Source organism: Citrobacter sp. Cpo065 (assembly GCF_030332805.1).
Taxonomy (GTDB): domain Bacteria; phylum Pseudomonadota; class Gammaproteobacteria; order Enterobacterales; family Enterobacteriaceae; genus Citrobacter; species Citrobacter portucalensis.
Window position 1 is genome coordinate 182,146 of the sequence record NZ_JAOWHC010000020.1, and the last position, 18,973, is coordinate 201,118.

General features: G+C 51.5%; 16 protein-coding genes. 12 read left to right on the forward strand and 4 right to left on the reverse strand.

Going from position 1 to position 18,973, the window contains the following annotated elements:
- Positions 1-305: 305 nt before the first annotated feature.
- From OGY68_RS03755 to OGY68_RS03795, 9 genes are all read left to right on the forward strand, one after another.
- Positions 306-668: a DUF3302 domain-containing protein gene (locus OGY68_RS03755; RefSeq protein WP_003827338.1), complete on the forward strand. Its 363-nt coding sequence runs from the start codon at positions 306-308 to the stop codon at positions 666-668.
- A gap of 2 nt (positions 669-670) precedes the next feature.
- Complete coding sequence (locus OGY68_RS03760; protein WP_003827339.1) at positions 671-1,807, forward strand: HlyD family secretion protein; 1,137 nt, start codon at positions 671-673, stop codon at positions 1,805-1,807.
- A gap of 97 nt (positions 1,808-1,904) precedes the next feature.
- Positions 1,905-2,513: a glutathione S-transferase gene (locus OGY68_RS03765; protein ID WP_008786453.1), complete on the forward strand. Its 609-nt coding sequence runs from the start codon at positions 1,905-1,907 to the stop codon at positions 2,511-2,513.
- Between the two features lie 98 nt (positions 2,514-2,611).
- Positions 2,612-4,003, forward strand: a complete 1,392-nt coding sequence (gene selA, locus OGY68_RS03770) for an L-seryl-tRNA(Sec) selenium transferase (protein WP_008786452.1) — start codon at positions 2,612-2,614, stop codon at positions 4,001-4,003.
- The gene (selB, locus tag OGY68_RS03775) at positions 4,000-5,844 is read left to right on the forward strand and encodes a selenocysteine-specific translation elongation factor (RefSeq protein WP_057066866.1); all 1,845 of its coding nucleotides are present in this window, start codon (positions 4,000-4,002) and stop codon (positions 5,842-5,844) included. Before selA ends, selB begins: the two co-directional genes overlap by 4 nt.
- Positions 5,845-6,032: 188 nt before the next feature.
- Positions 6,033-7,184 carry an L-threonine dehydrogenase gene (gene yiaY / locus OGY68_RS03780; RefSeq protein WP_057066864.1) on the forward strand — a complete coding sequence of 384 codons (1,152 nt, stop codon included), beginning with the start codon at positions 6,033-6,035 and terminating at the stop codon, positions 7,182-7,184.
- Positions 7,185-7,276: 92 nt separating this feature from the next.
- Positions 7,277-8,815, forward strand: a complete 1,539-nt coding sequence (gene aldB, locus OGY68_RS03785) for an aldehyde dehydrogenase AldB (protein ID WP_048215318.1) — start codon at positions 7,277-7,279, stop codon at positions 8,813-8,815.
- A gap of 250 nt (positions 8,816-9,065) precedes the next feature.
- A complete protein-coding gene (locus tag OGY68_RS03790; protein WP_003024200.1) occupies positions 9,066-9,389 on the forward strand; it encodes a DUF3302 domain-containing protein in 324 nt (107 codons plus the stop codon).
- 5 nt (positions 9,390-9,394) lie between these two features.
- Positions 9,395-10,531 carry an HlyD family secretion protein gene (locus tag OGY68_RS03795; RefSeq protein ID WP_003827345.1) on the forward strand — a complete coding sequence of 379 codons (1,137 nt, stop codon included), beginning with the start codon at positions 9,395-9,397 and terminating at the stop codon, positions 10,529-10,531.
- A 7-nt stretch (positions 10,532-10,538) separates the two neighbouring features.
- On the opposite strand, the gene OGY68_RS03800 is transcribed toward OGY68_RS03795, so the two are convergent.
- Positions 10,539-11,498, reverse strand: a complete 960-nt coding sequence (locus tag OGY68_RS03800; protein WP_057066862.1) for a LysR family transcriptional regulator — start codon at positions 11,496-11,498, stop codon at positions 10,539-10,541.
- A gap of 121 nt (positions 11,499-11,619) precedes the next feature.
- Here OGY68_RS03800 and OGY68_RS03805 point away from each other — a divergent pair, with 121 nt between their 5' ends.
- Complete coding sequence (locus OGY68_RS03805; protein ID WP_032945338.1) at positions 11,620-12,360, forward strand: MipA/OmpV family protein; 741 nt, start codon at positions 11,620-11,622, stop codon at positions 12,358-12,360.
- A gap of 87 nt (positions 12,361-12,447) precedes the next feature.
- Here the strand turns inward: OGY68_RS03805 and OGY68_RS03810 are convergent, their stop codons facing one another.
- Together OGY68_RS03810 and OGY68_RS03815 are read right to left on the reverse strand one after the other, a co-directional pair.
- On the reverse strand, positions 12,448-14,403 hold the full coding sequence (locus OGY68_RS03810; protein WP_111464527.1) for a glycoside hydrolase family 127 protein: 1,956 nt from the start codon (positions 14,401-14,403) through the stop codon (positions 12,448-12,450).
- Positions 14,404-14,413: 10 nt separating this feature from the next.
- Entirely contained in the window at positions 14,414-15,814 is a 1,401-nt protein-coding gene (locus OGY68_RS03815) for an MFS transporter (protein ID WP_111464529.1), read from the reverse strand.
- 251 nt (positions 15,815-16,065) lie between these two features.
- Between OGY68_RS03815 and OGY68_RS03820 the strand changes: the two genes are divergently transcribed.
- Together OGY68_RS03820 and OGY68_RS03825 are read left to right on the forward strand one after the other, a co-directional pair.
- The gene (locus OGY68_RS03820) at positions 16,066-16,881 is read left to right on the forward strand and encodes a helix-turn-helix domain-containing protein (protein ID WP_003827350.1); all 816 of its coding nucleotides are present in this window, start codon (positions 16,066-16,068) and stop codon (positions 16,879-16,881) included.
- A 165-nt stretch (positions 16,882-17,046) separates the two neighbouring features.
- Entirely contained in the window at positions 17,047-17,520 is a 474-nt protein-coding gene (locus OGY68_RS03825; RefSeq protein WP_008786443.1) for a 4Fe-4S dicluster domain-containing protein, read from the forward strand.
- 34 nt (positions 17,521-17,554) lie between these two features.
- Here the strand turns inward: OGY68_RS03825 and avtA are convergent, their stop codons facing one another.
- Positions 17,555-18,805, reverse strand: a complete 1,251-nt coding sequence (avtA, locus tag OGY68_RS03830) for a valine--pyruvate transaminase (protein WP_003837697.1) — start codon at positions 18,803-18,805, stop codon at positions 17,555-17,557.
- Positions 18,806-18,973 lie beyond the last annotated feature (168 nt).

The window sequence follows — 18,973 nt, forward strand, 5'->3', positions numbered from 1 at the left end:
AGTGCAATAATTCGCTGAAAATGAGGATTAAATGTGAAGTGATTCACATTTTTGCTTTCCTTGTTTGTTGGATTTTTGTGATGTGAATCGCAAAGTATTTTCATCTGAAATTTTTCAGATGTGATCTGCGGCAGGTTCTACCCCCGACATTTTTTATTGCAAAACAAAGCAACTTCTCACCAGATAAAATATTTATTTTGTGGTATGGCAAAAACCCTTAACTCCAGTTATGTTCAAAACATCAGCCAGGGTGCATACGGCTGCCGGCATAAAAAAACTCTAATTAGCGTGAATTCGAGGCAGGTATGTTTCTAAATTATTTCGCGTTGGGCGTGCTGATCTTCGTTTTTCTGGTTCTGTTTTACGGAATCATCGCCATTCACGATATTCCCTATAACATGGCTAAAAAACGTAACCATCCCCATGCCGATGCCATCCATACTGCAGGATGGGTGAGCTTGTTCACTCTTCATGTTATTTGGCCGTTCCTGTGGATCTGGGCCACGCTCTACCAGCCTGAAAAGGGATGGGGAATGCAGTCACATATCACACCGACCGGAAAGGAGTCAGACCCTGAGATTGCCGCGCTGGCAGCGCGAATCACCCAGTTGGAAAAAAGACTGGATGGGGAGAAAAAAACCGATAACTCCACCTTTCCGGAGATTTAATCATGGATTTGTTGATAGTCCTGACCTATGTGGCCTTTGCCTGGGCCATCTTTAAAATATTCCGTATTCCGGTAAACCAATGGACGCTTGCTACCGCTGCATTAGGTGGGGTGTTCATTGTTGCGGGATTGATTTTATTAATGAACTATAACCACCCATATACCTTTACGGCGCAAAAAGCGGTTATTTCAATTCCGGTCACTCCGCAAGTCACAGGAATTGTTAGTGAGGTAACGGATAAAAATAATCAGCTAATTAAAAAAGGCGATGTGCTGTTTAAGCTCGATCCGGTACGGTATCAGGCGCGTGTCGACAGGCTGCAGGCTGATCTGGTTACCGCTACGCACAACATCGACAACCTGAAAGCACAGTTGTCGGAAGCGGTCGCCAATACCACCCGTGTATCTGCTGAACGTGACCGTCTGTATAAAGATTATCAACGCTATTTGAAAGGCAGTCAGGCGAAGGTTAACCCGTTCTCTGAAAGCGATATCGATAACGCCCGGCAAAACTATCTGGCACAGGATGCGCTGGTCAAAGGCTCTGTTGCAGAACAGACGCAGATACAGAGCCAATTAGACAGTATGGTCAACGGTGAGCAATCTCAGGTTGCGTCCCTACGTGCCCAGCTTGCCGAGGCTAAATACAATCTTGAACAGACGGTAGTTCGTGCCCCCAGCAACGGTTATGCCACGCAGATTTTAATTCGTCCGGGGACTTACGCAGCAGCATTACCTTTGCGTCCGGTAATGGTGTTTATTCCTGAACAAAAACGGCAAATCGTGGCGCAATTCCGCCAGAACTCGCTGCTGCGCCTTAAGCCGGGCGATGAAGCGGAAGTGGTGTTTAATGCGCTGCCTGGACAGGTTTTCACCGGCAAGCTGACCAGTATTCTTCCGGTCGTTCCGGGCGGTTCTTATCAGGCGCAGGGCGCATTACAGTCCTTAACGGTGGTGCCGGGTACCGATGGCGTGCTGGCCACGATTGAGCTGGATCCGAATGCCGATGTGGATGCGCTGCCGGACGGTATCTATGCTCAGGTTGCAGTCTATTCCGACCATTTCGCCCACGTGTCGGTAATGCGTAAAGTACTGCTGCGCATGACCAGTTGGATGCATTACCTTTATTTGGATCATTGAGACTGCCATCACCTGCCATTTTCAGTGACCTGAGCCATACTAAGCGGTGTCCCACTATCGTTGGGCACCGCTTTTTTGTTGGTAAAAAGGACCCGGCATGAAACTCATTGGCAGCTATACCAGCCCTTTTGTGCGTAAAATTTCTATTCTGTTACTGGAAAAGGGCATCACCTTCGAATTTGTGAATGAACTCCCCTATAACGCGGATAGCGGCGTGGCGCGCTATAACCCGTTAGGTAAAGTACCCGCGTTGGTCACCGATGCGGGCGAGTATTGGTTTGATTCTCCTATCATTGCGGAATATATAGAGCTACTGGATATTGCACCAGCCATGCTGCCGCGTGATCCGCTGGCTGCGCTGAAGGTACGCCAGTTGGAAGCGTTGGCAGACGGCATTATGGATGCCGGTTTAGTTTCGGTGCGCGAACAGGCTCGCCCTGCCGCGCAGCAGTCAGAAACTGAATTGTTACGTCAGCGTGAGAAGATCACCCGTAGTCTGGATGTGCTGGAAGGCTATCTGGCGGATGGTACGCTGAAAACGGATACGGTTAACCTGGCAACCATTGCGATTGCCTGCGCCGTCGGTTATCTCAATTTCCGTCGGGTTGCGCCCGGTTGGTGTGTTGATCGCCCCCGTCTGGTCAAACTGGTGGAAACGCTCTTTCAACGCGAGAGTTTTGCCCGTACAGAACCGCCAAAGGCTTGATGCGTATTATGTCCGCCTGAGCAAAGTCACGGTACAATCCTTCCTATATCGATATCCCTCTCCACGGTGGAGAGGGCCACCAACAGCCAGGCCCTTTCATGACAACCGACATGCGTTCACTCTACAGCCAGCTTCCTGCTATCGATCGTTTATTGCGCGATAGCGCCTTCCCAGCCTTACGTGAATCTCACGGCCATACCCGGGTGGTTGACCTGCTGCGTCACATGCTCGACGAAGCCAGAGAAGCTATTCGCGACACGCACGCGCTCCCGGCATGGTGTGAGGACTGGGCGCAAGAAGCCAGCGCCCGGCTGGAACGAGAATCGCAAAGCGCGCTACGCCCGGTGATTAACCTGACCGGAACGGTGCTGCATACCAACCTTGGGCGCGCGTCGCAGGCCGAAGAAGCAATTGAAGCGGTGGTACAGGCGATGCGCACGCCGGTGACGCTGGAATATAGTCTGGATGATGCCGGGCGGGGACATCGGGATCGGGCCCTGGCGGATTTACTCTGCCGTCTGACGGGGGCGGAAGATGCCTGTATCGTCAATAACAATGCGGCAGCTGTTCTACTGATGCTGGCCGCCACGGCGAACGGCAAAGAGGTGGTTGTTTCTCGCGGCGAGCTGGTGGAAATTGGCGGCGCGTTTCGTATTCCGGACGTCATGTGTCAGGCCGGATGCATTCTACGCGAGGTGGGGACCACCAACCGGACCCATGCGAAAGATTACCGCCAGGCGGTGAATGAAAACACCGGTCTGCTGATGAAAGTGCATACCAGTAATTACAGCATTGAAGGCTTCACAAAGTCGGTGGATGAGGCGGAGCTGGCCGTAATTGGCCAGGAGCTGGATGTACCGGTGGTGGCGGATCTGGGCAGTGGTTCGCTGGTCGATCTCAGCCAGTATGGTTTGCCGCAGGAGCCGATGCCGCAGCAACTGATTGCCGCTGGCGTCAGTCTGGTGAGTTTCTCCGGCGATAAACTGCTGGGCGGGCCGCAGGCTGGGATAATTGTCGGTAAAAAAGAGATGATCGCTCGTTTGCAGAGCCATCCGCTGAAACGCGCATTACGGGCAGATAAAATGACACTGGCTGCGCTGGAAGCGACGCTACGGCTCTATCTGCACCCGGAAGCACTGGCGGAGAAGTTGCCGACGTTGCGCCAGCTCACCCGCTCACAAGAAGCGATCCACGCGCAGGCACAGCAATTACAGGCACAGCTTGCAGAGCATTATGGTGATGAGTTCGCCCTGAATGTGATGCCTTGCCTGTCGCAGATTGGCAGCGGCTCACTACCTGTTGATAGGCTGCCCAGCGCGGCGCTAACCTTTACCCCACATGACGGGCGCGGGAGCCGCCTTGAAGCGTTGGCAGCCCGTTGGCGTACGCTGCCCGTGCCGGTTATTGGGCGAATTTATGATGGCCGCTTATGGCTGGATCTGCGCTGCCTTGAAGACGAGACCCGGTTTATGGAGATGATGCTGAAATGATTATTGCAACCGCCGGACACGTTGACCACGGAAAAACAACGTTATTACAGGCGATTACCGGTGTGAATGCCGACCGTCTGCCGGAAGAAAAAAAGCGCGGCATGACCATCGATCTCGGCTATGCCTACTGGCCGCAGCCGGATGGGCGGGTGCTGGGGTTTATCGACGTTCCTGGACACGAAAAGTTTCTGTCCAACATGTTGGCGGGGGTCGGCGGCATCGATCACGCGTTACTGGTGGTGGCGTGTGATGATGGCGTAATGGCGCAAACCCGTGAGCATTTGCAAATTCTGCAGCTGACGGGCAATCCGCAGATCACCGTGGCACTCACGAAAGCCGACCGCGTAGACGAAGCAAGAATTGAAGAGGTGCGTGCGGAGATTCAGGCCACGCTGGGGAATTATGGTTTCGCGGAGTCGGTGCTTTTCGTCACTGCGGCCAGTGAAGGCCGTGGCATCGAGGAACTGCGTGACCATTTGTTGCAATTAACGTCGCGCGAGCATGCCCGCGATCACAGCTTCCGCCTGGCGATTGACCGCGCCTTTACGGTCAAAGGCGCAGGACTGGTGGTAACCGGGACGGCGCTCAGCGGTGAAGTGAATGTCGGTGACACGCTGTGGCTCACGGGCGTCAACAAACCGATGCGCGTACGTAGCTTGCATGCACAAAACCAGGCCACCGACCGCGCGCAAGCGGGACAACGTATTGCGCTGAATATTGCCGGCGATGCGCAAAAAGAAGAACTAAACCGCGGCGACTGGCTGCTTTCCGATGCGCCGCCAGAGGCTTTTACCCGCGTGATTGTTTCTTTAGAACATGCCGTGCCGCTGATGCAGTGGCAACCGTTGCATATTCACCACGCGGCCAGCCATGTCACCGGGCGCATCTCTCTGCTTGAAGGAACGCTGGCGGAACTGGTGTTTGATACACCACTCTGGCTTGCTGATAACGACCGTCTGGTGCTGCGTGATATTTCTGCCCGGACAACGCTGGCAGGTGCACGTGTTGTGACGCTTAATCCGCCGCGACGCGGAAAGCGTAAGCCGGAATATTTACAGTGGCTGTCGGCGCTGGAAAACGCGCAGACTGACGGTGACGCTCTGGCGCTGCACCTGGCGCGTGGGGCGGTGAATATTCCTGACTTTGCCTGGGCGCGTCAGCTCAATGGCAATGGTATGCGTCCGTTGATTGAGCAACATGGATTTATTCAGGCGGGATACAGCCTGTTGAATGCCCCCGTTGCCGCGCGCTGGCAGCGGAAAGTTCTCGATACGCTGGCGACCTACCATGAGCAGCACCGTGATGAACCAGGGCCCGGGCGCGAGCGCCTGCGCCGTATGGCTTTGCCGATGGAAGACGAAGCGCTGGTATTGCTGCTAATTGAAAAGATGCGCGAGAGTGGCGCGATCCATAGCCATCATGGCTGGTTGCATTTGCCGGAACATAAGGCGGGTTTCAGCGATGAGCAGTTGGCAATCTGGCAAAAAGTAGAACCGCTTTTTGGCGATGAGCCGTGGTGGGTGCGCGATTTGGCAAAACAGACGGGAACGGATGAACAGATGATGCGTGTGGCGTTACGACAAGCGGCACAGCAAGGCATCATTACCGCGATCGTGAAAGATCGTTATTACCGTAACGATCGGATTGTGGCCTTTGCCAATATGATCCGCGAACTGGATCAGGAAAGGGGATCGACATGTGCCGCCGATTTTCGCGACAGGCTTAACGTTGGGCGCAAATTGGCTATCCAAATTCTGGAATATTTTGACCGCATTGGTTTTACTCGCCGTCGGGGAAATGATCATTTATTACGCGATGCGTTGCTGTTCCCTGAAAAATAATGAAACAATTAATTCATGGATTAAATGAATTAATACAAAATAGATATTGATTGAAATAAGCACATTAGATTATGAACCTAATGTGCTTTTTAATTGTAAGTGTTATTAAAATAACAACCACGATCATATTTTGTTGGAAATTTCACTCGTATGCTTCCTACCTCTTTAGAGTAATTAAGGATCGTACAATGGCTGCTTCAACATTTTTTATTCCTTCCGTGAATGTAATCGGCGCTGACGCATTAAAAGACGCAATGAATACAATGGCGGAATATGGTTTTCGCCGTACGCTGATTGTTACGGATGCCATGCTGACGAAATTAGGTATGGCTGGCGATATTCAAAAAGCGCTACAGGAACATGATATTTCCAGCGTAATTTACGATGGTACGCATCCTAACCCCACGACCAGTAACGTTGCCGCTGGCCTGAAAATGCTGAAAGAAAATGACTGTGATAGCGTTATTTCTCTCGGCGGCGGCTCTCCTCATGATTGTGCGAAGGGCATTGCGCTGGTGGCGGCTAATGGTGGCGATATTCGTGACTACGAAGGCGTAGACCGCTCTGCAAAACCGCAGCTGCCGATGATCGCCATCAACACCACGGCGGGTACGGCATCTGAAATGACCCGCTTCTGCATCATCACTGATGAAGTACGCCACATTAAAATGGCGATTGTGGATAAGCATGTTACACCGCTGCTGTCCGTCAATGACTCCTCGCTGATGGTCGGTATGCCGAAGTCTCTGACGGCGGCTACCGGTATGGATGCGCTGACTCACGCTATCGAAGCCTATGTTTCTATTGCTGCGACCCCCATTACCGATGCGTGCGCGCTTAAAGCTGTCACCATGATTGCGGAAAACCTGCCGGTCGCCGTGGAAGAGGGCAGCAATGCTCAGGCGCGTGAAGCCATGGCCTATGCGCAGTTCCTCGCAGGCATGGCCTTTAATAATGCCTCTCTTGGCTACGTGCATGCGATGGCGCACCAGCTGGGTGGCTTCTACGATCTGCCACACGGAGTATGTAATGCCGTACTGCTGCCGCACGTACAGGTATTTAATAGCAAAGTTGCTGCCGCCCGCCTGCGCGATTGCGCCTCGGCAATGGGTGTGAACGTTGCTGGTCTGAGCGAAGAGCAAGGGGCAGAAGCCTGCATCGCGGCGATCCGCGAACTGGCGCAGAAAGTGAATATTCCGGCTGGGCTGCGTGAGCTGAACGTGAAAGAAGAAGATTTTGCCGTTCTGGCGACTAATGCCCTGAAAGATGCCTGTGGTTTCACTAACCCGATTCAGGCGACACATGAAGAAATCATGGCGATTTATCGTGCTGCCATGTAATTCGTGATACCTGTCGTAAAGCAGTAAAAGGCTGGCGAATAATTCGCCAGTCCCGTCTACCCTTGTAGTACCCCTACAGCAAGGAGACGGTCATGACCAATAACCCCCCTTCAACGCGTATTTATCCCGGCGAGTATGGTTACCCTCTGAAGTTAAAAGCCCGATACGATAACTTTATCGGCGGTGACTGGGTCGCACCGGTGGACGGTGAGTATTACCAAAACCTGACGCCGGTAACCGGGCAATTACTGTGCGAAGTGGCCTCTTCCGGCAAAAAGGACATCGATTTGGCACTGGATGCCGCACACAAAGCAAAAGATAAATGGGCGCAGACTTCCGTGCAGGACAGGGCGGCGATTTTGTTCAAAATTGCCGATCGTATGGAGCAAAATCTGGAGCTGCTGGCGACGGCTGAAACCTGGGATAACGGTAAACCCATCCGTGAAACCAGCGCGGCAGATGTGCCGCTGGCGATTGACCATTTCCGCTATTTCGCGTCCTGTATTCGTGCACAGGAAGGGGGAATAAGCGAAGTTGATAGCGATACCGTGGCGTATCACTTCCATGAACCTCTTGGCGTGGTGGGGCAAATTATCCCGTGGAACTTCCCGCTGTTGATGGCCAGTTGGAAGATGGCGCCCGCCCTGGCTGCCGGTAACTGTGTCGTGCTTAAACCTGCGCGCCTGACGCCGCTGTCCGTGTTGTTGCTGATGGAAGTTGTCGGCGATCTGCTCCCGCCAGGCGTGGTGAACGTGGTAAACGGCGCGGGAGGGGAAATCGGTGAGTATCTGGCGACGTCAAAACGCATTGCAAAAGTGGCGTTTACCGGCTCAACGGAAGTTGGGCAGCAGATCATGCAGTACGCCACGCAGAACATTATCCCTGTCACGCTGGAGCTGGGCGGGAAATCCCCCAATATCTTCTTCGCGGACGTGATGGATGAAGAAGATGCGTTCTTTGACAAAGCGCTGGAAGGTTTTGCATTGTTTGCCTTCAACCAGGGCGAAGTATGTACCTGCCCGAGTCGGGCGCTGGTACAAGAATCCATTTACGAACGTTTTATGGAAAGAGCCATACGTCGGGTGGAAAGTATCCGTAGCGGCAACCCGTTAGACAGCGTGACGCAAATGGGCGCGCAGGTGTCGCATGGTCAACTGGAAACCATTCTGAATTACATCGACATTGGTAAAAAAGAAGGGGCAGATGTTCTCACCGGCGGGCGGCGCAAGCAGCTGGATGGCGAGTTAAAAGAGGGGTACTACCTCGAACCGACTATTCTGTTTGGTAAGAACAACATGCGGGTTTTCCAGGAGGAGATCTTCGGACCGGTGCTGGCCGTCACGACCTTCAAAACTATGGAGGAAGCGCTGGAAATCGCTAATGACACCCAATATGGACTTGGCGCTGGCGTCTGGAGTCGTAACGGAAATCTGGCTTACAAAATGGGGCGTGGGATTCAGGCGGGGCGAGTTTGGACCAACTGTTACCATGCTTACCCGGCACATGCGGCGTTCGGCGGCTACAAGCAGTCGGGTATCGGGCGCGAGACGCATAAGATGATGCTTGAGCATTATCAGCAAACCAAATGCCTGTTAGTGAGCTACTCTGATAAACCACTGGGGCTGTTTTAATTTCACGTCACCTACTGCCCGGTCGCGTTTAGCGTACCGGGCATCAAGTTATGTCCTCAGGTAAGTGGCTGGGGTGAACGAACGCAGCCAACAAAGAAGCAGCTCGAAAGACGACGGGTATATAGAAACCCATATATCGTTATATAAATAAGATAATTGCATCCAATCTGGTCATTCCAATACTATTATCAACTCTATTGTTTAAATCAAATTGCATCCGAATTCCTTAATTTAAATCCCTGAGGCAAATATGTTCCTTAATTATTTTGCATTAGGAGTGCTTATTTTTGTATTCCTGGTCATTTTTTACGGGATTATTATTCTGCATGATATTCCCTATCTAATTGCAAAGAAACGTAACCATCCTCATGCCGACGCAATACATGTTGCGGGTTGGGTTAGTTTGTTTACCTTACATGTTATTTGGCCCTTTTTATGGATCTGGGCAACGCTTTATCGCCCGGAACGCGGGTGGGGCATGCAGAGCGCGGATTCTTCCCTGATCCAGCTTCAGGCAAGGGTTGCGGATCTGGAAAAGAAACTGGGTGAGGCCAAGACCTCTCCGGCGGAGTAATATCGATGGATTTACTGATTGTTCTGACCTATGTGGCGTGTGCATGGTCAATATTTAAAATTTTTAAAATTCCTGTAAATAAATGGACAGTTCCTACCGCGGCATTAGGCGGTATATTCATTGTTTGCGGACTTATATTACTGATGAATTATAACCATCCGTATACATTTAAGGCACAAAAAGCGGTAATTTCTATTCCCGTGGTGCCGCAGGTAACGGGTGTAGTGACAGAAGTGACGGATAAGAAGAATACGCTAATCAAAAAAGGCGAGGTTCTGTTTAAGCTTAATCCAGGGCGTTATCAGGCGCGGGTCGATCGCCTGAAGGCTGATATTGTTACCGCACAGCATAAAGAGCAGGCTCTGGTTGCGCAGTTAGACGAAATGAAAGCCAACACGCAGCGGGCAAAGGCCACGCGTGACAAACTGGCAAAAGATTACCAGCGCTATGCGCAGGGGAGTCAGGCGAAGGTGAATCCTTTTTCTGAACGCGATATCGACGCGGCGCGCCAAAACTACCTGGCGCAGGAAGCCTCGGTGAAATCCTCCGTTGCAGAACAACAGCAAATTCAGAGCCAGTTGGACAGCCTGGTACTGGGTGAGAATTCGCAAATTGCCAGCCTGAAAGCACAGCTAGCGGAAGCAGAGTTCAACCTGGACCAGACCGTGGTTCGCGCGCCCAGCGATGGTTACGTCACTCAGGTGCTGATGCGCCCAGGAACCTATGCCGCCGCGCTGCCGATGCGCCCGGTCATGGTATTCATCCCGGATCAGAAACGACAAATTATCGCCCAGTTCCGTCAAAACTCGTTGTTGCGACTGGAGCCAGGCGATGAAGCGGAAGTGGTGTTTAATGCCCTGCCGGGTAAGGTGTTTAGCGGTAAACTGGCCGCCATTAGTCCGGCAGTACCGGGTGGTACATACCAGTCGAACGGGGCACTGCAATCTTTAAACTCTACGCCTGGTTCGGAAGGGGTAATCGCCACGATTGAGCTGAACGACAATGCGGATGTGAATGCGTTGCCTGATGGGATCTACGCGCAGGTCGCCGTTTACTCTGACCACTTCGAACATGTGTCGGTAATGCGCAAGGTGTTGCTGCGGATGACCAGTTGGGTGCATTACCTGTATCTCGACCACTAAGCGCAGGCTATTTCGCTTGCTCAGGCTGTCGTATCGCCTGAGCAAGCTGCTGACGTATCTCCGCGAGCATTGCATCGAGAATATACTGCACTCGCCAGGGCTGGTATTCACGCTTGCGGAAAATCGCCACTAAATCCAGCCACCATTCATGTTGCTCCGAGAAACACGGGACCAGCATCTCGGAACGACAATCTCTTTGCACACTTTCATTTGGCGCAAAAACAATCCCCAAATGATTACGTGCCAGCGCCAGTGCGGATTGTGTATTGTCGCAGATGTAATTTCCCGTCACACGATAGTCGCGCATCTTTTTGTCTTCAGCAGAATTGAATCGCCAAATGTTGGCATCATCAATCATCATAGAATCAATTAGAATGCAGGAATGGTTAACTAATTCATCAGGACTACTAATAGGATTCTTGGTGAGATATTCCCGACTGGCAAAAGCAATAACCGCATATTTAGTGATAAAACTGGCGACCAGTGATTCATCTTTAGGATGAGCATAGGAAAGTAAAATATCACAATCGTCAGGAAAGTCGACGCCTTCATAAAATGCTTTGCGATCCAGATTATAGGTTTTTAGCACCAGACTGATATCGCCAATATCCATAATTTTTGCAATAACATGTTGCGATAAGTAAGCAATAATTCCGGTTGGTGCATATACAGTTACTTTGCCACGTTTCTCGTGCTTATAATCAGCAATGAAATTATTTAACTGCTCATTTCTGTCTAACATGTCATTGATGTAAGGAAGTAACGCAATACCAAACGGCGTGAGGGTCAGTTGTCGGGTGGTGCGGTCAAATACCTTTAGCCCCACTTTTGATTCAAAATCAGCAAGATACTTACTTACGTTGGCCTGAGCAATGCCGAGAACAGTAGCGGCATGGCTGATATTTTCACTGGCAGCAATTACCGAAATAATCTTCAGTTCCCGGTGTTTAAGTTGTAATTTATTCATCGCCAAGCCCAATATATATAATTTTATATATATTACTATATAAATATGAACCTTGCACCGATGAAATTGTAAGCATTATTATGCACCCGCTTTGTAGCTTATTTTAAAATGGAATGTTGGCATGTTAATTAAACACAATATTGTGGCGCTGCTCGCCTTTTCTTTTATGGCGAGTGCAACTGCCGCAGAATTTTCTATTGGCGCTGGCGCTGTATATAATGAATCACCTTATCGCGGGTATAATGATAATGTTCACGCAGTACCGCTTGTCAGTTATGAAAGTGAATCATTTTATTTTAGGCAAACAACGCTAGGTTATATTTTGTCTAAGAGTGAAAGTAATGAATTTAGTATTACTGCCTCTTATATGCCGCTGGAGTTTGATCCCGGCGACAATGACGATCACGCGATGAAAACGCTGGATAAGCGTGACGCAACTGCAATGGCGGGTGCTGCGTGGTATCACCATGAAAGATGGGGTAGCGTGAAAGTCTCCGCCGCTGCGGATGTGCTGGACAACAGTAATGGCTGGGTAGGGGAAGTTTCACTGTTCCGTCCAATGCCGATGGGCAAGCTGACGCTGACGCCATCAATTGGCGTGCTCTACTATGACGAAAAATTCAATGAATACTACTACGGCATTTCGGGTAATGAGTCCCGTCGTAGTGGTTTATCAAGCTATTCCCCAGGCGATAGCTGGACACCGTATGTTGGCCTGTCCGCTAAATACGCATTAACCACTAACCTGACGCTGCTGGCAAGCGCCAACTATAGCGCACTGCCGGATGACATTAAAAATAGTCCGATGGTTGATCGTGATGACAGCTTCACCTTTATGTCCGGTCTGACCTGGCGTTTCTGATTCTCACCCGTTTGTCCTCAGGGAGGAGGGCAATCTTTTCATGAGACATTGACGGATGGGGGCTAACCGCCGCCATCCGCCTTATTATTACTGCTCGTTTATCCAGATACGCATTTCGCCTTCACCACGGTTCGCCCAGCTAAACCACGGAATAAACGTCAATGTATGCGCCTGGCGCGAAGCTGGGGAAACATCGTAGTGCCACAACGATTGTTGTGCTGCATCGGCAGTACTTTGCTTCACGCCTTCAGCCTGAATTAACATTTTATGGCTGAACAATCCCTTACCCTCGAATACTCTGAACTCACTCTCTTTTGGCAACCACAGGTTATGCAATTCCTCACCGTTATCGGCCTGCTCCAGGCAATACACCAGCGGTCCACGCTGAATGGCGACCTTACCGGCAACATGACGCACTAATGGATTTCCGTACACACGACGCACCGGCATTGGCAGGGTCAGACTGAGCGTATCGCCTTCCTGCCAGGTTCGGCTGATGTGCAAATAGCCTTTACGAATATCCTGCTCAACTGGCTGACCATTCAGTAAAACCTGCGGTGCGGTGCACCAGTCTGGCAGGCGCAGGGCCAGGGTGTGATATATCGACTGCGGTGATTCGATGGCGATTTTCACCTGCTCATGCCATGGATAATCCCCGCTAATGCGCAGCTTGAGCGAGCCATCCGCCACGGGGACTTCCATGCTATTGCCCACGTACATATTGATATACAGCGCGTCCTGACGTGGTGTGTAGATGTAATGACCAATAGAGGTGAGTACGCGGGCGATATTCGGCGGGCAACAGGCGCAGCCAAACCAGCGCTGACGAACGGGTTTCACGTGGTCATAAATATGATTGAATTTTAATGATTTAGGATGCACTTCCAACGGGTTCACATAGAAGAAGTGCTTGCCATCGAGCGCCATCCCGCCCAATACGGTGTTATACAGGGCGCGCTCCATCACGTCGGCATACTGGCTGTCTGCCTCCATCTCCAGCATTCTGCGGGCGAACATCATTAGACCGATTGAGGCGCAGCTTTCCGCATACACGGAGTCGTTAGGCAGATCGTAATCGCTGCTAAACGCCTCGCCGCTGCTTTGTGAACCGATCCCGCCGGTAATGTACAACTGACGCTGGGCCATGTTTTTCCACAGACGCAGGCAATCCTGACGCTTGCCTTCGTCCTGACTCAAGCGTGCCAGATGCGCCACGCCGGTCATCAGATAAACAAAACGTACTGCATGACCGATCGCCGTTTGCTGTTCTGAAATGGGCTGATGAGCCTGGCTATAGGGTTTATCCTTCACCATCCATGCCGGGCCGTAAGTATGCCAGTAAGAGGTTTGGCCGCGTTTTTCGTACTCTTCGTCATAGAAATGGGGTTGCGCGCCGCGCTGTTCCACAAAGTAATTTACCAGCGCCATATAGCGTGGTTGTTGGGTCACTTCGTATAAGCGCATTAACGCCAGCTCAACTTCCGGGTGTCCCGGATAGCCGCGCAGTTGATTATCACCAAGCCCGAAAACGTTATCGATGTGGTCTGCCAGACGGCACACTACATCTAAAAGACGACGTTTTCCCGTCGCCTGAAAGAACGCGACGCCTGCTTCGATCAAATGACCTGCACAGTACAACTCATGACACTCGGCGAGGTTAGTCCAGCGTTCATCCGGGGCTTTCACTGTAAAGTATGTATTGAGATAGCCGTCTTCACACTGCGCAGCGGCCACCAACTCGATGACCTCATCTGCGGTTTTCTCAAGTTCCGCATCAGGTTTCTGGCACAGGGACCAGGCGACTGCCTCCAGCCATTTCGCTACGTCGCTATCCTGAAAAACCATGCCGTAAAATTCGCCATCCTGCAGTCCTGCGGCGATACGAAAGTTCTCTATCGCATGACTTGGTTCCGCCTCTGCAATGCGGTCATTCAGCGCATCCCACTGGTAGGGGATCACTACATCACGGACCAACTGTTGGTATTGTCCGAGGAACGGATCGCTGACGGTGAGCTTATGCAGGTCGACTTCCAGTACGTTCATTTCGTGCTCCTTAAGGCTGTACATGACGCTGACGCAGATCGGTGGCAATGCGCGACATCATCGGATTATTGAGTTTGCAGATGCGGATAGACAGCGCCAACAGCAGGTGGAACAGCGCGGGAAGCAGCGTCTCCATCGCGGTAATTCCTTGCAGCGAACTGGCGGTTTGGTTACCAGCGCCTGGCTGATAGGCGACAAAAATAAATAACAGGCTGATGATCCCCGCGCTTGAGGCCCAGGCCAGCTTGATGAAAAACAGGTTGAAGGCGAAATTCATGCCGGAAGAACGCACGCCGGTTTTCCACTCGCCGTAATCGTCTGCAAAGGCCATCAGCGAGAAGTGCAGAGGCAGCGTAAAGCCCAGAATAATGCCGTTGCCGAGAATAACCGCCAGCCATAATGTTTGATAAGCCGGGCCGGTCGGCAGGAACCACATCATCACTGCCAGGGCTGCCAGCACCAGGTTGGTGTAGTAATAGAGTTTGACGGTATCTATACGGCGGGTCAGCGGGCTGACAACCACTGAACCGATGATGGACGCAAAGGTCACCATGGTGAAAAACAGCGACGTGTAAGCGGTACTGCCTTCCAGCACGTAGGTAATGAAATACATGTACCCGCCGCCACGAATATTGAAGACGTTAATCAGCAGGAAAGACATCACCAGCATTAGCAGCAACTGGTCATTTTTGCGTAGCCCACCAATGTGTTCACGCAGGGTAAATTTCCCCATCATCGCCAGCGGCACACGCTCGCGAACCCAGAAGAAGCAGCACAGGAACATCACCACAGCGATAGCGCACAGGATGCCCACGCCGAACTGATAACCCTGCGCGACATTGCCCTGACCCAGAATATCCACCATCCACGGCAGACCAACGGAGACAAGGAATCCCGCCACGCCGCACAGCACAAAGCGCCAGGACTGACAGGCGATCACCTCGTTATGGCGGGTCGTCATGGTGTTGATCAGCGCACAATACGGTACGTTGATGGCGGTATAGCCGACAGAAAGCAGTAGATAGGTGCCGAATGCCCAGGCGATTTTTACGCTCATGCTGGCGTCAGGGACGGTAAACGTGAGTACGCCAATGATGCCAATGGGAATTGCCACCCACAGCTGCCATGGGCGAAAACGCCCCCAGCGGCTTTGCGTACGGTCGGCGAGAACGCCCATGATGGGGTCGGAAATCGCATCAAATACGCGCAGGGCGATAAACAATGTGCCGACCAGCGCGGGCGTTAACCCGAAGACATCGGTGTAGAAAAATGTCAGGAAGTTCATGATCAGACAGGTAATTACCGTCCCGCCTGCATCGCCTAACCCATAACCTATTTTTTCACGCAGGGATAATTTGTCGTCCTGGGCACGCTGTGCCAAATCAGATGTCGTAATCGGAGCCGAAGTCATAAATAACTCCCGGAGAGGATGTTCAGAAAGTATCCCGCTACGTTGCGGGTTATTTGTTGTAATTTGCAAAGTACGTTATTTATTCTGCACGAAATGTTTGGGTCAACAAGGGAAGAGAAAAGTATAAAAAGATGACAATTCCGACTTCATTATAAAAATGTGATTTCGATCCAGCGAAAAGCAAGTTTATCGTGAATAATCAATAATAAAGAGCAGTTTAAATAATGCAAAAAGCGGGAATTTGAATATATATGCTCGAATTATCCATGTCTCTTCCGATTAAAGTGCAAAATGGTGGGCTATTTATTTCCCGAGGTGTGGGAAGCCATCCGGCGCGGCAATTGCAATCCTGGGAAATCATCTTTGTCGAAAAAGGGACATTAACGATTCGCGAAGGTCAGACCGTTTTTTGCGTGAATGCTGGAGAAAGTTTGCTGTTATGGCCGCAGCGTTCGCATATTGGTGTGGGACAGTTTCCGGCTGATTTGAAATTTTACTGGCTACACTTTGAGGTGACAGCAGAAAACGATGCTTCACTTACAGAACCGTTGCTTGCGATTCCTCAGCATGCGCGGGTTAGCGAGCCACAATATATTATTTCGCTGTTTCGCCAGTTCTTACGCGAGCAGGAAAATATTCATCGCAGCGTTGCGCTGGAACTGATCCTACTGCTGATTTTGCAGCAAATCTCCGCGGCGGCTAGCGAGCAACCCGCAGATAGCCCCGGTAATGCGCTGGCATGGAAAGCGCAACAAATAATCCACACCCAGTTCCACCTGCCGATTAGTGCTTCAACTCTGGCGAAAGAGCTGCATTGCAATGCGGATTATCTGGGGCGTGTATTCCGTAGCGCTTTCCGGCTGACGCTAACTGAAGCATTGCATCGCCAGCGGGTAAGGGCAGCGGAAAAGTTGTTGATCAGTGACTCGCTGTCGCTTACCGAAGTGGCGATTAAATGTGGATTTAATGATGTGGGTTACTTTCGTAAAATCTTTCGTAAGCATACCAGCCTGACGCCTGCGGCGTGGAAAAGGCGCTACTGCAAAGAGCATATTAATTCGGCGTAAATGAGGATCGCCGGGTGGCGCTATGCTTACCCGGCCTACAAAATTGCAGGCAATCCCCAAAGTCGTTCAGGCACCTGACAGTATTTAACCGTTTCCCCTGTCCGATCAAAGCGTCAGGGGCGGTCTCTCTGGCACTCTGTGGTTTTCACGCAGAGGGAGGGGGCAATGAACGCGTTTATTATGGCGGATGCGGCAAAATGTATTGGGTGTCGTACCTGCGAAGTTGCCTGCGTCGTCGCGCATCAGCAAAATCAGGACTGTGCTTCGGTCTCTTCTTCTGCGTTTATACCGAGGATTCGGGTCATCAAAGACGACGCCTTTACCACGGCGGTCGCCTGCCATCAATGCGAAGACGCTCCCTGTGCGAATGTTTGTCCAACTCACGCCATTCGTCGTGAACATGGGCATATCTTCGTTGAACAGGCACGTTGTATTGGTTGTAAAAGCTGTATGCTGGCCTGCCCGTTTGGGGCAATGAATGTCGTTGCCCGTTCGTCGCGGGTGCAGGCGATAAAATGCGATTTGTGCTGGCATCGCGAGGCGGGACCAGCGTGTGTCGAAGCCTGCCCGACCAGCGCGTTGCAGTGTGTTGATGCCGTCAGTATTCAGCGCCAGCGCCTGCGTTCACAGCCGCTGTGAAGTGAGCCCGACCCGCACTTGGGTCGGGTTTGCGTTAGCCTTCCAGCCAGGCGCGTTCGATCTCTTCAGCCAGAATCTTCACGCCAGCTTCGATTTTCTCCGGCTCTGGCACGTAGTTCATCCGCATGCACTGATGGGTATGCGGCCAGGGTTTATCCAGCCCCGGGAAGAAGTAGTCACCAGGAACCATCAGTACGCCGCGCGCTTTCAGACGCTGATACAACAGTTCGGTGGTGATCGGTAAATCTTTGAACCATAGCCACAGGAAAATCGCGCCTTCAGGTTTATGGATAAGGCAGCGATCTTCAGACAAGTAGCGGCGAATAATCGCAATCGTCTCCTGAACGCGCTGATAGTAAAACGGCTTGATAACCGTTTCGGACAGGCGCAGCAGATCGTTACGTTTAATCATCTCGCACATCATCGCCGGTCCCATTCCGCCAGGTGCAAGGCTGATGATGCCGTTCATATTGGTAATCGCAGTGATGATTTTTTCATTCGCGATAATGATGCCGCAGCGGGAACCTGGCAGACCCAGCTTGGAAAGGCTCATGCACAACACAATGTTGGGGTTCCACAGTGGGCGTGCTTCGCTAAAGATAATGCCAGGGAATGGTACGCCATAGGCGTTATCAATCACCAGCGGGATCCCATGCTGGTTGGCCAGCCGGTCCAGCTTCATCAACTCGTCGTCGGTGATCACGTTGCCTGTCGGGTTAGTGGGGCGCGACACGCAGATCATGCCCGTTTCTTCACCGATGTGCAGGTGTTCAAAATCAACGTGATACTTAAATTGGCCTTCCGGTAGCAGCTCAATGTTCGGACGTGCTGAGACGAAGAGATCTTCTTCCAGCCCGGAATCGGCATAGCCAATGTATTCCGGGGCTAACGGGAATAACACTTTTTGCGTTGTTCCGTCAGCGCGGCGTCCGGCGAACAGATTGAATAAGTAGAAAAACGCGCTCTGACTGCCATTTGTCAGTGCAATATTTTGTGGCTCGATATCCCAACCCTGCTTCTCACGTAGCAGTTTCGCCAGTTCAGACAGTAGCTCGGTTTTCCCTTGCGGACCGTCATAATTGCAAAGCGCATCAGTGGCTTTGCCGTTTGCCAGCATATCTGTCAGCAGAGACTGGAAGTAATTTTGCATCTCTGGAATTTGCGCCGGATTACCACCGCCGAGCATGATGGCGCCTGGGGTGCGTAAACCGTCGTTGAGGTCCTCCATCAGGCGGGTGATGCCTGAATGGCGGGTAAATTTGTCGCCAAAAAGTGAGAATGTCATAGCAGGGGGTCTGTCGAACTGAGTAGTAAAGTGGCTAACCATAGCGCTACCTATGGCAGGGTGCAAATCAGGGGGGACGAGCTAGATTGATGTTTTGTGCTACAGATGTTTGCCTGGCTGGTTTTTTATTTTGTGTTGGGCTTCCCGCTGTATGCACAGCGAGAAGCC